The 12,935-nt window shown below is 63.1% G+C and carries 13 protein-coding genes; 12 read left to right on the plus strand and 1 reads right to left on the minus strand.

Annotated features, from left to right (window positions below; genetic code table 11):
* Positions 1 to 218 precede the first annotated feature (218 nt).
* Positions 219 to 695 carry a transcription elongation factor GreA gene (greA, locus tag ACEN8U_RS19040; protein WP_013589121.1) on the plus strand — a complete coding sequence of 159 codons (477 nt, stop codon included), beginning with the start codon at positions 219 to 221 and terminating at the stop codon, positions 693 to 695.
* Positions 696 to 715: 20 nt separating this feature from the next.
* Entirely contained in the window at positions 716 to 1,225 is a 510-nt protein-coding gene (locus tag ACEN8U_RS19045; protein ID WP_015003366.1) for a DUF4149 domain-containing protein, read from the plus strand.
* An 82-nt stretch (positions 1,226 to 1,307) separates the two neighbouring features.
* Here the strand turns inward: ACEN8U_RS19045 and ACEN8U_RS19050 are convergent, their stop codons facing one another.
* Positions 1,308 to 1,835 carry a YhbY family RNA-binding protein gene (locus ACEN8U_RS19050; protein WP_013589119.1) on the minus strand — a complete coding sequence of 176 codons (528 nt, stop codon included), beginning with the start codon at positions 1,833 to 1,835 and terminating at the stop codon, positions 1,308 to 1,310.
* Positions 1,836 to 2,048: 213 nt separating this feature from the next.
* Between ACEN8U_RS19050 and ACEN8U_RS19055 the strand changes: the two genes are divergently transcribed.
* The 10 genes from ACEN8U_RS19055 (at position 2,049) to phoB (ending at position 12,894) form a co-directional block, all read left to right on the plus strand.
* Complete coding sequence (locus tag ACEN8U_RS19055; protein WP_015003364.1) at positions 2,049 to 2,711, plus strand: RlmE family RNA methyltransferase; 663 nt, start codon at positions 2,049 to 2,051, stop codon at positions 2,709 to 2,711.
* Between the two features lie 136 nt (positions 2,712 to 2,847).
* Complete coding sequence (gene ftsH, locus ACEN8U_RS19060; RefSeq protein ID WP_013340014.1) at positions 2,848 to 4,737, plus strand: ATP-dependent zinc metalloprotease FtsH; 1,890 nt, start codon at positions 2,848 to 2,850, stop codon at positions 4,735 to 4,737.
* Between the two features lie 172 nt (positions 4,738 to 4,909).
* The gene (folP, locus tag ACEN8U_RS19065) at positions 4,910 to 5,722 is read left to right on the plus strand and encodes a dihydropteroate synthase (RefSeq protein ID WP_015003362.1); all 813 of its coding nucleotides are present in this window, start codon (positions 4,910 to 4,912) and stop codon (positions 5,720 to 5,722) included.
* 26 nt (positions 5,723 to 5,748) lie between these two features.
* The gene (gene glmM / locus ACEN8U_RS19070; protein ID WP_015003361.1) at positions 5,749 to 7,107 is read left to right on the plus strand and encodes a phosphoglucosamine mutase; all 1,359 of its coding nucleotides are present in this window, start codon (positions 5,749 to 5,751) and stop codon (positions 7,105 to 7,107) included.
* Between the two features lie 331 nt (positions 7,108 to 7,438).
* Positions 7,439 to 8,470 carry a phosphate ABC transporter substrate-binding protein PstS gene (pstS, locus tag ACEN8U_RS19075; protein WP_015003360.1) on the plus strand — a complete coding sequence of 344 codons (1,032 nt, stop codon included), beginning with the start codon at positions 7,439 to 7,441 and terminating at the stop codon, positions 8,468 to 8,470.
* Positions 8,471 to 8,673: 203 nt separating this feature from the next.
* On the plus strand, positions 8,674 to 9,675 hold the full coding sequence (gene pstC / locus ACEN8U_RS19080) for a phosphate ABC transporter permease PstC (protein ID WP_015003359.1): 1,002 nt from the start codon (positions 8,674 to 8,676) through the stop codon (positions 9,673 to 9,675).
* The gene (gene pstA, locus ACEN8U_RS19085; protein ID WP_013589113.1) at positions 9,672 to 10,568 is read left to right on the plus strand and encodes a phosphate ABC transporter permease PstA; all 897 of its coding nucleotides are present in this window, start codon (positions 9,672 to 9,674) and stop codon (positions 10,566 to 10,568) included. Before pstC ends, pstA begins: the two co-directional genes overlap by 4 nt.
* A 17-nt stretch (positions 10,569 to 10,585) precedes the next feature.
* Positions 10,586 to 11,434, plus strand: coding sequence for a phosphate ABC transporter ATP-binding protein PstB (gene pstB / locus ACEN8U_RS19090; protein ID WP_013589112.1), 849 nt, complete (start codon positions 10,586 to 10,588; stop codon positions 11,432 to 11,434).
* 27 nt (positions 11,435 to 11,461) lie between these two features.
* Positions 11,462 to 12,166 (plus strand): phosphate signaling complex protein PhoU, encoded by a 705-nt coding sequence (gene phoU / locus ACEN8U_RS19095; protein ID WP_013589111.1) that lies wholly within the window; start codon positions 11,462 to 11,464, stop codon positions 12,164 to 12,166.
* Positions 12,167 to 12,192: 26 nt separating this feature from the next.
* Positions 12,193 to 12,894 carry a phosphate regulon transcriptional regulator PhoB gene (gene phoB / locus ACEN8U_RS19100; protein ID WP_006051991.1) on the plus strand — a complete coding sequence of 234 codons (702 nt, stop codon included), beginning with the start codon at positions 12,193 to 12,195 and terminating at the stop codon, positions 12,892 to 12,894.
* Positions 12,895 to 12,935 lie beyond the last annotated feature (41 nt).

Consider the following 12,935-nt stretch of genomic DNA (forward strand, 5'->3'; position numbering starts at 1 on the left):
TGTCCAGGATGTAAGTGCCGCGGTTAAGCGGCGTTTCGCAGGTGCTGTGGTCGGGGTTTTCCCCCGTCCGCCGGCTCCCGCGAAATGCACTTAACCGCGGTGATTTTTTTTACGGCCGTTTTTCGTTCCACAGTGCCCGCTTCTGCCGCTTTTGCGCCAGATCCCCAAAAAGGGCCACGAAAACTGGAAGCGGCCCGGCGTTTTCTCGAGAGTTGTTTATGAGCACTATTCCATTGACCAAGCGCGGCGCAGACATGCTGCGCGACGAATTGCAGCGACTCAAATCGGTCGAGCGTCCCGCCGTGATTAACTCGATTGCGGAAGCGCGCGCGCAGGGCGATTTGTCCGAAAACGCGGAATATGATGCCGCGAAAGAAAAACAGGGCTTTATCGAAGGCCGCATTGCCGAAATCGAATCGAAGCTGGCGGGCGCGCAGGTGATCGACCCGTCGCAAGTAGAGGCCGACGGCCGCGTGGTATTCGGCGCAACGGTCGAACTGGAAGACCTGGAGTCGGGCGCGTCGGTCAAATATCAGATTGTCGGCGACGACGAAGCGGACATCGACCACGGTCTGATCTCCATCAGCTCGCCGATCGCGCGCGCGCTGATCGGCAAGTCCGAAGGCGACGTGGCGTCGGTGCAGGCGCCGGGCGGCGTGCGCGAGTACGAAATCATCGCGGTCAGCTACGTTTGAAGGCGGCTCCGGTGTCTCTGATGCCGCATCGAATTTTTCGTCTCTTGACGGTCGTGTGGGTCGGCAGTCTGCTGACTATCGGCTATGCCGTTGCGCCCGTGCTGTTCAGTTCGCTCGACCGGACGACGGCGGGCGCGGTGGCGGCCCAGTTGTTTCGCGTAGAAGGCGTGCTGGGCGCCGTCTGCGGCATTTTGCTGCTGGGTCTCGCCAACGTGATGGTCCGGCGCGGCGGTAATGCCTATCGGCGTTTGCGCTGGCTGGTGGCCGGCATGCTGATCTGCGTGCTCGTGGGGTACTTCGCGTTGCAGCCGTTTATGAATGCGATGCGCGTCGCCGCACTCGAAGCGGGCACGGACCTCGCGCATTCCGCGTATGCAGCGCGCTTTGGCATGCTGCACGGTGCGTCCAGCGTGTTCTATCTGATCGAAAGCCTGCTCGGCATTGCGCTCGTGTGGAAGCTGCCCGTGGACAGCGGAGCCGGCGCCGCGCGGCAGGGCGCGCGCGACGTTCCCGGAGAGGCGGCGGGCTAGGGAAGCGGAAACCGCTCAACGCAAGCCGCCCACAAGCCACGGCGCGGGCCAGGCGCGGATCTCGCCGCCTTGGCCGGCCGGCTTACTTCGATTGATGCGCGCGCTTCGTGCTGGTCTGGCGCTTCTTCGCGCGCTTGATGTTCCCGCCTTGCGTGACGCGCTCGTTGCCGCGCACCAGCACCGCCTTCGCCTTGGGCTTGCGCATGGGCACTTCGCTCGGCTTCACGACCTTGACGACGCGCGGCGCGCGGCCCTTGCCAGGTTTGGCTTCGACCGCGGCTTCGCGCGCGCTCGGCAGGGTGCCCCGTTTGGCTTTCGCCGCGGGCTGGGCGGCCGCTTCCGGCTTCCAGATGACGAGCAGCTTGCCGATATGCTGGATCGGCGCGGCGTTCAGCGTGTCGCAGATCTGTTCGTAAATCGCGATCCGTTCCTCGCGTTCGTCGCCGAATACGCGGATCTTGATGAGCTGATGAGCGGCGAGGTGAACCTTGATCTCGGCGAGCACGGCGTCAGTCAAGCCTTCCGCGCCGATGAGCACGACCGGTTTGAGCGCATGTGCCTGGGAGCGCAACTCGGCGCGTTGGTCGGAGGAGACTTTGAGGGCGGGCATGTGAAGTGGGAGACTCGACTAAAATGGCGGCACCTGCGTTCCCCATCCCGTCTTTCGACGCGGTGGAGCGGAACACGATTGGGACACTGCGGCAGGCGGCGCGCAAGGACAACAGAATCGCGGATAACAGCCGGTTTTCTGGCGGTCGCCGCGCGAATTAACCGCGTATTATCCGCTAAAGCGTGACATGACGCAGCAAGAGTTCAACGTTTAATGGCAAAAAACAAGTTCAATACGGCGTGGCTGCACGACCACATCAACGATCCGTACGTGAAAATGGCGCAGCGGGAAGGCTATCGCGCCCGCGCCGCCTATAAGCTGAAGGAAATCGACGAGCAGGACAAGCTCATCCGGCCGGGGCAGGTGATCGTGGATCTCGGGTCGTCGCCGGGCAGCTGGAGCCAGTACGCGCGCAACAAGCTCGCCAAAGGCGCGCAGCGTGACGCGGAGCGCGAGGGCGGCATTGAGGGCACGATCATCGCGCTTGACATCCTGCCGATGGAGCCCGTCGCCGACGTCCACTTCATTCAGGGCGACTTCCGCGAAGACTCCGTGCTGGTTCAGCTGGAAGAATTAGTCGGCGAGCGGCAAGTCGATCTTGTAATTTCGGATATGGCGCCCAACCTGTCGGGAGTGGCGGTGGCGGATGCGGCGCGAATCGAGCATTTGTGTGATCTCGCGCTGGAATTCTCGCAAAATCACCTGAAACCGGATGGAGCCCTTTTAGTCAAATGCTTTCACGGCAGCGGTTACAGCCAGATTGTCGAAAAGTTCAAGCGCCAGTTCAAGGTGGTGGCTGCCCGCAAGCCCAAGGCTTCGCGGGACAAGTCGTCAGAAACGTTTATTTTGGGTAAGCATCTGAAGAAGCCCGTCTAGGGCGTCCCGCGCAGCCCCCGCCATGCTATTTCTGTGGTAGCGAAACCTTATGGCAGGGGTCTGCGGACTGGATTAGAATGCTTTCGTGGTGCCGCAAGGCAAATGTAGGCGCCCGTCTAAGTGAAGGAGTGGTGCTTTGAACAACAATATGTTTTCGAAGGCAGCAGTGTGGCTGGTTATCGCACTGGTGCTATTTACGGTGTTCAAGCAGTTCGACAAGCCCCGTGTCCAGGAAGGCGTTTCCTATTCGCAGTTCATGGACGACGCGAAGAACGGCAAAGTCAAGAACGTCATTGTCCAGGGGCGGAACCTCACGGTCACTCCAGCAGACGGCCAGAAGTACCAGATCGTATCGCCCGGCGACATCTGGATGGTCGGCGATCTGATGAAGTATGGCGTTCAGGTGAGCGGCAAGGCTGACGACGAACCCAATGCGCTGGTTTCCGCGCTGTATTACCTCGGGCCGACGATCCTGATCATCGGTTTCTGGTTCTATATGATGCGACAGATGCAAGGGGGCGGGAAAGGCGGCGCCTTCTCGTTCGGCAAGTCGCGTGCGCGTCTGATCGACGAAAACAACAACGCAATCAATTTCACCGACGTCGCCGGCTGCGACGAAGCGAAGGAAGAAGTCTCCGAACTGGTCGACTTCCTGCGCGATCCGCAGAAATTCCAGAAGCTGGGCGGCCGTATTCCGCGCGGCGTGTTGCTCGTCGGCCCGCCGGGAACCGGTAAGACGCTGCTCGCGCGCGCCATTGCGGGCGAAGCGAAGGTGCCGTTCTTCAGCATCTCGGGTTCGGACTTCGTCGAAATGTTCGTCGGCGTGGGCGCGGCGCGCGTGCGCGACATGTTCGAGCAGGCCAAGAAGCACGCGCCATGCATCGTGTTTATCGACGAAATCGACGCGGTCGGCCGTCATCGCGGCGCCGGCATGGGCGGCGGCAACGACGAGCGCGAGCAGACGCTGAATCAGATGCTCGTCGAAATGGACGGTTTCGAGGCGAACTCCGGCGTCATCGTGATTGCTGCCACGAACCGCTCCGACGTGCTCGACAAGGCTCTGCTGCGTCCGGGCCGTTTCGACCGCCAGGTGTATGTCGGTCTGCCGGACATCCGCGGCCGCGAGCACATCATGAAAGTTCACCTGCGCAAGGTGCCGATCTCGAACGACGTCGACGCGGCGGTCATCGCGCGCGGCACGCCGGGCTTCTCGGGCGCCGATCTGGCGAACCTCGTGAACGAAGCGGCGCTGTTCGCGGCGCGCCGCGGCAAGCGCATTGTTGAAATGACCGACTTCGAAGACGCGAAGGACAAGATCTTCATGGGTCCGGAGCGCAAGTCGGCGGTGATCCGCGAAGAGTCGAAGCGCGCCACCGCATACCACGAGTCCGGCCATGCCGTGATTGCGAAGCTGCTGCCGAAGGCGGATCCGGTGCACAAGGTCACGATCATTCCGCGTGGTCGCGCGCTGGGCGTTACGTGGCAGTTGCCGGAGCACGACAACGAGACGTACTCGAAAGACTATCTGCTCGACCGTCTCGCGATTCTGTTCGGCGGCCGCGTCGCGGAAGAGCTGTTCCTGAACCTGATCAGCACGGGCGCGTCGGACGACTTCAACAAGGCCACGCAAACCGCGCGCGCCATGGTGGCCCGCTTCGGCATGACGGACGCGTTGGGACCGATGGTCTACGTGGACGACGAAAACGACGCCACGCCGTTCGGCCGCGGCTTCACGCGCACCATTTCGGAAGCGACGCAGCAGAAGGTCGACGCGGAAATCCGCCGCGTGCTCGACGAGCAATACAACCTCGCCAAGCGCCTGCTGGAAGAAAACCGCGACAAGGTCGAAGCCATGACCGCCGCGCTGATGGAGTGGGAGACGATCGATTCCGATCAGATCAACGACATCATGGCCGGACGTCCGCCGCGCTCGCCGAAGAGCTCGCCGCCGTCGGCCAGCGACGCGTCGTCGGGCGGCAGCCCCGGCACCGAGGTCAAGCCGGGCAGCGCGACGGCGCCGGCCTGATCGGCTGTCAGTAGAAAGTGCGGGCCGGTGTGTTTCCACACCGGCCCGTTTTGCATTTATCCGCATTCATTTAACGCAACGCTACGTGCCCACACCCGCTTTCTCTCCGCCTTCCCTTCCCGAGCCGCTGCAGTGCGGCCGATTCAAGCTGAGCTTCGAACGCCCGTTGGTCATGGGCATCCTGAACGTCACGCCCGATTCTTTCTCCGACGGCGGCCAGCACGCGATGCGCGGCGATGCGCTGCGCCACGCCGAGCGCATGATGCTCGAAGGCGCGGACATGATCGACATCGGCGGCGAATCGACGCGCCCCGGCGCCCCGCCGGTCCCGCTCGACGAAGAACTCGAACGCGTGATCCCGCTTATCGAGCAACTGCACGGCGCCAACGTGCCGCTTTCCGTCGATACCTACAAGCCCGAAGTGATGCGGCGCGCATTGAGCGCCGGCGCCGACCTGATCAACGATATCTGGGGCTTTCGCATGCCCGGCGCCGTCGAAGCCGTGCGCGAGAGCAACTGCGGCCTGTGCGTGATGCATATGCTGGGCGAGCCGCAAACCATGCAGCTGGGCGAGCCGGTTTATGGCGACGTCGTCGGCGAAGTCAGTCAGTTTCTGGAAGAGCGGGTGGCGGTGCTCAGGCAGGCCGGCATTGCGCGCGAGCGGATTAGCGTCGACCCGGGCTTTGGCTTCGGCAAGGCGGTGGTCGAGCATAACTACGCGCTGCTCGCACGTCTCGCGGACACCGCGCCGCGCGCCGAGCCGCCGTACCCCGTTCTCGCCGGCATGTCGCGCAAATCCATGATCGGCGCGGTCACCGGCCGCCCGGCGCCGGAACGCGTGGCGGGCAGCGTGGCGGCAGCGGTTCTGGCAGCCGAACGCGGCGCAGCCATCGTGCGCGTGCACGACGTCGCGCAAACCGTAGACGCATTGAAAGTATGGGCAGCCCTGCGCGACGCGGCGAATCACGCCGGCCGGCGCGGCTGAGCCCCAAGCAAGGAGGAACACACAAGATGGCACGTCGTTATTTCGGCACGGACGGAATTCGGGGCAAAGTCGGCGAAGGCCCCATTACGCCGGAGTTTGTGCTGCGGCTCGGCTATGCGGCAGGCAAGGTGCTGGTCGGCGCGGACCGTTGGGCGCGCACGGGCACGCGGCCCACGGTGCTGATCGGCAAGGACACGCGGGTGTCGGGCTATATGCTCGAAGCGGCGCTCGAATCGGGCTTTTCGGCCGCCGGCGTCGACGTGATGCTGGCCGGTCCGATGCCCACGCCCGGCATTGCTTATCTGACGCGCGCGTTGCGGCTCGCGGCCGGCGTGGTGATCAGCGCGTCGCACAATCCGTATTACGACAACGGCATCAAGTTTTTCTCCGCCGACGGCAACAAGCTGCCCGACGAGGTCGAATCGCAGATCGAAGAACAGCTGGAGCTGCCGCTCGCCTGCGCGGCGTCGGAGCAGCTCGGCAAGGCTCGGCGTCTGGATGACGCCGCCGGCCGCTACATCGAGTTCTGCAAGAGCACCTTTCCGGCGGCGTTCGATCTGCGCGGGCTGAAGCTGGTGGTCGACTGCGCGCACGGTGCCGCGTACGACGTCGCGCCGCACGTCTTTCACGAGCTGGGCGCGGAGGTGATTCCGATCGGCGTCGCGCCGAACGGCTTCAATATCAACGACGGCGTCGGTGCCACGGCGCCGGACGCGCTCGTGCGGGCGGTGCGCGCGAACCACGCGGACCTCGGCATTGCGCTCGACGGCGACGCCGACCGTCTGCAGGTCGTCGACGCAGCGGGGCGCCTCTATAACGGCGACGAGCTGCTGTACGTGCTGGTCAAGGACCGCATCGCGACGGACGGCAAGGTGGAAGGCGCGGTCGGCACCCTGATGACCAATATGGCCGTCGAAGTCGCGCTGCAGGCGGCCGGCGTGAAATTCGTGCGCGCGGCCGTGGGTGACCGCTATGTGCTCGAACAGCTGCGCGAGCACGGCTGGCAGCTCGGCGCGGAAGGCTCCGGCCATATTCTGTCGCTGGATCGCCATTCCACGGGAGACGGCATTGTCTCGGCGCTGCTCGTGCTCGCCGCCATGAAGCGCAGCGACCGGACGCTCGCCGAACTGCTCGACGGCGTCACGCTGTTCCCGCAGAAGCTGATCAACGTGCGCATGAAGCCGGACGCCGACTGGAAAAGCAGCGACACGATCCGTCGCGCAATCACCGGCGCCGAAGACGCGCTCGATGGCCGCGGGCGCGTGCTGATTCGCGCTTCGGGCACGGAGCCGGTGCTGCGCGTGATGGTTGAAGCGGAACACGTCGACGACGCAGTCCGTCATGCGGAATCGATCGCGGCGGCCGTGCAGCAGGCAACGGCTTAAGCGGACATTTATTTACACGCATGGACGGAGCAGATCGCCGGGCGCTCCGTCCTTCCTGCAGCACGCCGCGCGTCATCAGCATACGAACCTTGCCACGCCGCACGCGAAGGCCGCGCCGCGCGCTCGCAAACGTTCGCGCCCCATCTTTTTCGCCTAATCTGTACAGGCATCGGTCACGCGCCGCCAAACCGCTGACTTTTCCGCTGCAACGCCTTTCACGTTAGTAAACGCACTGTCACATGCGTTTCACGGTTAGTCACGTTACTGTCACAAAGAGACCCTAAGCTTCGCGGTGTTCGTGTTTCATACCGCTCACACCTTGGAGGTTTCGATGAAATTGATGCAAACCGTGTTCGCTGGCGTCGCTGGCGCGTTCTTCGCGATGGCAGCACAGGCAGCCGACATCACCGGCGCGGGCAGCACCTTCGCAGCACCGATCTACACGAAGTGGGCCGACGCTTATCAGAAGTCGGGCGGCGGCAAGGTGAACTACCAGGGCATTGGCTCGTCGGGCGGTATCAAGCAGATCATCGCGAAGACGGTCGATTTCGCCGGCTCGGACGCGCCGCTCAAGGACGACGAACTCGCGAAGGACGGCCTGTTCCAGTTCCCGACGGTGGTCGGCGGCGTGGTGCCGGTCGTCAACGTGCCGGGCGTGAAGCCGGCTGAGCTGGTCCTGTCGGGCGAAGTGCTGGGCGACATCTATCTGGGCAAGATCAAGAAGTGGAACGATCCGGCGATCGTCGCGCTGAATCCGAAGATCAAGCTGCCGGACACCGACATCGCCGTGGTGCGCCGCGCCGACGGTTCGGGCACGAGCTTCATCTGGACGAATTACCTGTCGAAGGTCAACACCGAGTGGAAGTCGAAGGTCGGTGAAGGTTCGACGGTCAACTGGCCGACCGGCACGGGCGGCAAGGGCAACGACGGCGTCGCCGCCTTCGTGCAACGTCTGCCGGGCGCAATCGGCTATGTGGAATGGGCGTACGCGAAGCAGAACCACATGACCTACGTCGCGCTGAAGAATTCGACGGGCACGGTCGTCGAGCCGAAGACGGATACGTTCAAGGCAGCGGCAGCAGGCGCGGACTGGTCGAAGTCGTTCTACCAGATCCTGACGAACGAGCCGGGCAAGAACGCATGGCCGATTGTCGGCGCAACGTTCGTGCTGCTGCATACGACGCAGGAAAAGGCGCCGCAAGGCAGCGAAACGCTGAAGTTCTTCGACTGGGCGTTCAAGAACGGCACGCAAGCTGCAAACGATCTGGACTACATCTCGCTGCCGGATTCCGTCGTGTCGGAAATCAAGACGCAGTGGAAGTCGAAGGTGAAGGACGCGTCGGGCAAGCCGCTCGCCGAGTAAGCGTGGCCGCAGCGGTCATCCGCCACGGCTTCATGTAACACATTGGCCGTCCTCGTGTGAGGACGGCCAATGGCATTGACCGGCGCCGCTTTTACCGGCGGATTTCTGCCCGCGGAAGCGGCGCCCGGATCGTAGCGCACACATGCATGACCCGCCGCGCGACATACGTCGCATGGCAACTGGAAAAGGTCCATCAGGCTCTTATGTCCGATATCCAATTAGCGTCCGGCGCACCGAGGGCGACTCCGCCCGGCGGCGCGTCGCAGCAGAAGGCGCCCAGCCGCGCCGGCGACGTGATCTTCGGCGGCCTTGCGCGCCTCGCCGCCATCGTGACGCTGATGCTGCTCGGCGGCATCATCGTTTCGCTGATCATCGCTTCCATGCCGTCGATCAGGCAGTTCGGCCTCGGCTTCCTGTGGAGCGCGCAATGGGATCCGCCCAGCAAGCAGTTCGGCGCGCTGGTGCCGATCTACGGCACGATCGCCACGTCCATCATTGCACTCATCATCGCGGTGCCCGTCAGCTTCGGCATCGCGCTCTTTCTCACAGAACTCTCGCCCGCGTGGCTGCGCCGGCCGCTCGGCATCGCGATCGAACTGCTGGCCGCGATTCCGTCGATCGTGTACGGCATGTGGGGCCTGCTCGTGTTTGCCCCGATCTTCGCGACGTGGTTCGAGAAGCCGCTCGGCGCGGTGCTCGGCGGCATTCCGGTCGTCGGCGCGCTGTTCCAGGGCGCGCCCATCGGCATCGGCATTCTGTGCGCCGGCGTGATTCTCGCCATCATGATCATTCCGTACATCGCGTCGGTGATGCGCGACGTTTTCGAAGTCACGCCCGTACTGCTGAAGGAATCGGCCTACGGCATCGGCTGCACGACGTGGGAAGTGATGTGGAAGATCGTGCTGCCCTTCACGAAGAGCGGCGTGATCGGCGGCGTGATGCTCGGCCTCGGCCGCGCGCTCGGCGAAACCATGGCCGTCACCTTCGTGATCGGCAATACGAACCTGCTCGACAACGTGTCGCTCTTTTCGCCGGGCAACAGCATCACATCGGCGCTCGCCAATGAATTCGCCGAAGCCGACCCGGGCCTGCATACGTCGGCGCTGATGGAACTCGGCCTGATTCTCTTTGTAATCACATTCATCGTGCTGGCGATTTCGAAGATCATGCTGCTTCGTCTCGAGAAAGGGGAGGGCGCGAAATGAGCCAGCCCACCTTGAACATGCCGGGCTCGAGCGACGCCGCCGCGCTCGAGAAAATGCGCGAGCGTCTGCAAGGGCGCCGGCGCATGCAGAACGCGATCGCACTGACGCTGTCGCTTGCGGCGATGGGTTTCGGTCTCCTGTGGCTGATCTGGATTCTGTACACGACGCTGCGCCTCGGCGTCGGCGGATTGTCCATCGAACTGTTCACGCAGTCCACGCCGCCGCCGAACACCGACGGCGGCGGTCTCGCCAACGCGATTGTCGGCAGCCTGCTGCTGGTTGTGCTCGCAACCTTCGTCGGCACGCCGATCGGCATTCTCGCGGGCGTCTATCTTGCCGAGTACGGGCAAAAGCGCTGGCTCGCGAGCGTCACGCGCTTCATCAACGACATTCTGCTGTCGGCGCCGTCCATCGTCGTCGGTCTCTTCGTCTACGCGCTGGTCGTCGCGAAGATGGGTCACTTCAGCGGCTGGGCCGGCGTGTTCGCGCTTGCGCTGCTGCAGATTCCGATCGTGATCCGCACGACCGAAAATATGCTGAAGCTCGTGCCCAACGCCTTGCGTGAAGCGGCGTTCGCGCTCGGCACACCGAAGTGGAAGATGGTGCTGTCGATCACGCTGAAGGCTTCCGTGGCCGGCATCGTCACCGGTGTGCTGCTGGCGGTGGCCCGCATCGCCGGCGAGACCGCGCCGCTGCTTTTCACCGCGTTGTCGAACCAGTTCTTTTCGGCGGATCTCGGCCAGCCGGTCGCCAATCTGCCCGTCACGATCTACAAGTTTGCGATGAGTCCGTTCGCGCAATGGCAATCGCTCGCGTGGGCCGGCGTCTTCCTGATCACGCTCGCGGTGCTGGGACTGAACATCCTCGCGCGCACGATCTTTTCGAACAAGTAAGGGCGGAGTGTAATCCGATGAACATGGCAGAAACTCAACTCAATCCGATCTCGCGTCCCACTGCGCCCGCCGGTTTCGATCCCGCCCAAGGCGGCCAGGAGCCCTCGCCGTCGCGCCCGAAGATCGAGGTCAACGACCTGAACTTCTTCTACGGCAAGTATCACGCGCTGAAGAACATCAACCTGCAGATTCCCGAAGGCAAGGTGACGGCGTTCATCGGCCCGTCGGGCTGCGGTAAGTCGACGTTGCTGCGTACGTTCAACAAGATGTATGCGCTCTATCCGGAGCAACGCGCCGAAGGCGAGATCCTGATGGACGGCGAAAACCTGCTGACCTCGAAGCGCGATATTTCGCTGCTGCGCGCGCGCATCGGCATGGTGTTTCAGAAGCCGACGCCGTTTCCGATGTCCATCTACGACAACATCGCGTTCGGCGTGAAAATGTTCGAGTCGCTGCCGCGCTCGGAAATGGACGACCGCGTCGAGTGGGCCCTGACCAAGGCGGCGCTGTGGAACGAGGTGAAGGACAAGCTCGGCCAGAGCGGCTATGGCCTGTCGGGCGGCCAGCAGCAGCGTTTGTGCATTGCACGCGGCATCGCGATCCGTCCTGAAGTGCTGCTGCTCGACGAACCGTGCTCGGCGCTCGACCCCATTTCGACGGGTCGCATCGAAGAACTGATCGCTGAATTGAAGAGCGATTACACGGTTGTGATCGTCACGCACAACATGCAACAGGCGGCCCGCTGTTCGGACTACACTGCCTATATGTACCTTGGCGAGCTGATCGAGTTCGGCGACACCGAAAAGATCTTCATCAAGCCGGTCCGCAAGGAAACGGAAGACTACATTACTGGCCGCTTCGGCTAAGCGCCGGGCAACCCAACGGAGTACGACATGTCCGACAAACACCTCTCCAGCCAGTTCGACGCCGACCTGAATCTGGTTTCCTCGAAGGTGCTCGAAATGGGCGGCCTCGTCGAATCGCAGATCGTCAAAGCCATGCAGGCGCTCAACGAATTCGATCTCGAGATCGCCGAGCAGGTTATCGCCGCCGAAGATCGCCTGAACACGATGGAAGTGGAAATCGACGAGGAGTGCAGCAACATCATCGCGCGCCGTCAGCCGGCCGCGCGCGACCTGCGCCTGTTGATTGCGATTTCGAAGACCATTACCAATCTCGAGCGAGCCGGCGACGAAGCCGAGAAAATCGCCAAGCGCACGAAGCGTCTCATGGAAGACGGCGCGTCGCGCACCATCAATATCGCCGAGATCAAATTGTCGGGCGAAATGGCGGTGTCGATCCTGCGCCGTGCGCTCGACGCATTCGCGCGCCTCGACACGGTCGCCGCCGCGCAGATCGTGCGCGACGACAAGGCGATCGACGAGGAATTCCGCGCGTTCGTGCGCAAGCTGATTTCGTACATGACGGAAGATCCGCGCTCCATTTCCGTGGGACTCGACTTCCTGTTCATCGCAAAGGCGATCGAACGGATCGGCGACCACGCGAAGAACATCGCCGAATTCATCATTTACATCGTGAAGGGCACGGACGTGCGGCACAAGTCGCGCGACGCGCTCGAACGCGAAGCGCTCAGTTAATCCAGAGATAAGGACCAGAGGTGCCGATGCCCAGCAGCATTCTCGTCATTGAAGATGAGCCCGCTATTTCCGAACTGATTTCGGTCAATCTTCAACACGCCGGACACTGCCCGATTCGCGCGTACAACGCGGAACAGGCGCAGAACCTGATCAGCGACGTATTGCCTGACCTCGTCCTGCTCGACTGGATGCTGCCGGGCAAGTCGGGCATTGCGTTCGCGCGCGACCTGCGCAACAACGAACGCACGAAGCACATCCCGATCATCATGCTGACCGCGCGCGGCGACGAGCAGGACAAGGTGCTCGGCCTCGAAATCGGCGCGGACGACTACGTGACCAAGCCGTTTTCGCCGAAAGAGCTGATGGCGCGCATCAAGGCGGTGCTGCGCCGCCGCGCGCCGCAACTCACCGAAGACGTGGTCGCGATCAACGGGCTCAAGCTCGACCCGGCTACGCATCGGGTGGCCGCGCACGCCGAAGGCAGCGAGATCAAGCTGGACCTCGGTCCGACCGAATTCCGTCTATTGCACTTTTTCATGACGCACCCCGAGCGCGTGCACAGCCGCACGCAATTGCTCGATCAGGTGTGGGGCGACCATGTGTTCGTCGAAGAGCGCACGGTGGACGTGCATATCAAGCGTCTGCGCGCGGCACTCAAGCCGGCGGGTTGCGATGCTATGATCGAGACGGTCCGCGGCAGCGGCTACCGTCTGGCCAAGAGCGCTTGACCTCTCGCCGCGGCGCGCACGCCGTTCTCTTCGATCGTTTA

This window comes from Paraburkholderia phenoliruptrix (assembly GCF_047325075.1).
In the GTDB taxonomy this organism is placed as follows: domain Bacteria; phylum Pseudomonadota; class Gammaproteobacteria; order Burkholderiales; family Burkholderiaceae; genus Paraburkholderia; species Paraburkholderia phenoliruptrix.

Coding starts and splice junctions, on each gene's coding strand:
- greA (WP_013589121.1), top strand. CDS start 219: ATGAGCACTATTCCATTGACCAAGCGCGGCGCAGACATGCTGCGCGAC.
- ACEN8U_RS19045 (WP_015003366.1), top strand. CDS start 716: ATGCCGCATCGAATTTTTCGTCTCTTGACGGTCGTGTGGGTCGGCAGT.
- ACEN8U_RS19050 (WP_013589119.1), bottom strand. CDS start 1,835: ATGCCCGCCCTCAAAGTCTCCTCCGACCAACGCGCCGAGTTGCGCTCC.
- ACEN8U_RS19055 (WP_015003364.1), top strand. CDS start 2,049: ATGGCAAAAAACAAGTTCAATACGGCGTGGCTGCACGACCACATCAAC.
- folP (WP_015003362.1), top strand. CDS start 4,910: ATGGGCATCCTGAACGTCACGCCCGATTCTTTCTCCGACGGCGGCCAG.
- glmM (WP_015003361.1), top strand. CDS start 5,749: ATGGCACGTCGTTATTTCGGCACGGACGGAATTCGGGGCAAAGTCGGC.
- pstS (WP_015003360.1), top strand. CDS start 7,439: ATGAAATTGATGCAAACCGTGTTCGCTGGCGTCGCTGGCGCGTTCTTC.
- pstC (WP_015003359.1), top strand. CDS start 8,674: ATGTCCGATATCCAATTAGCGTCCGGCGCACCGAGGGCGACTCCGCCC.
- pstA (WP_013589113.1), top strand. CDS start 9,672: ATGAGCCAGCCCACCTTGAACATGCCGGGCTCGAGCGACGCCGCCGCG.
- pstB (WP_013589112.1), top strand. CDS start 10,586: ATGAACATGGCAGAAACTCAACTCAATCCGATCTCGCGTCCCACTGCG.
- phoU (WP_013589111.1), top strand. CDS start 11,462: ATGTCCGACAAACACCTCTCCAGCCAGTTCGACGCCGACCTGAATCTG.
- phoB (WP_006051991.1), top strand. CDS start 12,193: ATGCCCAGCAGCATTCTCGTCATTGAAGATGAGCCCGCTATTTCCGAA.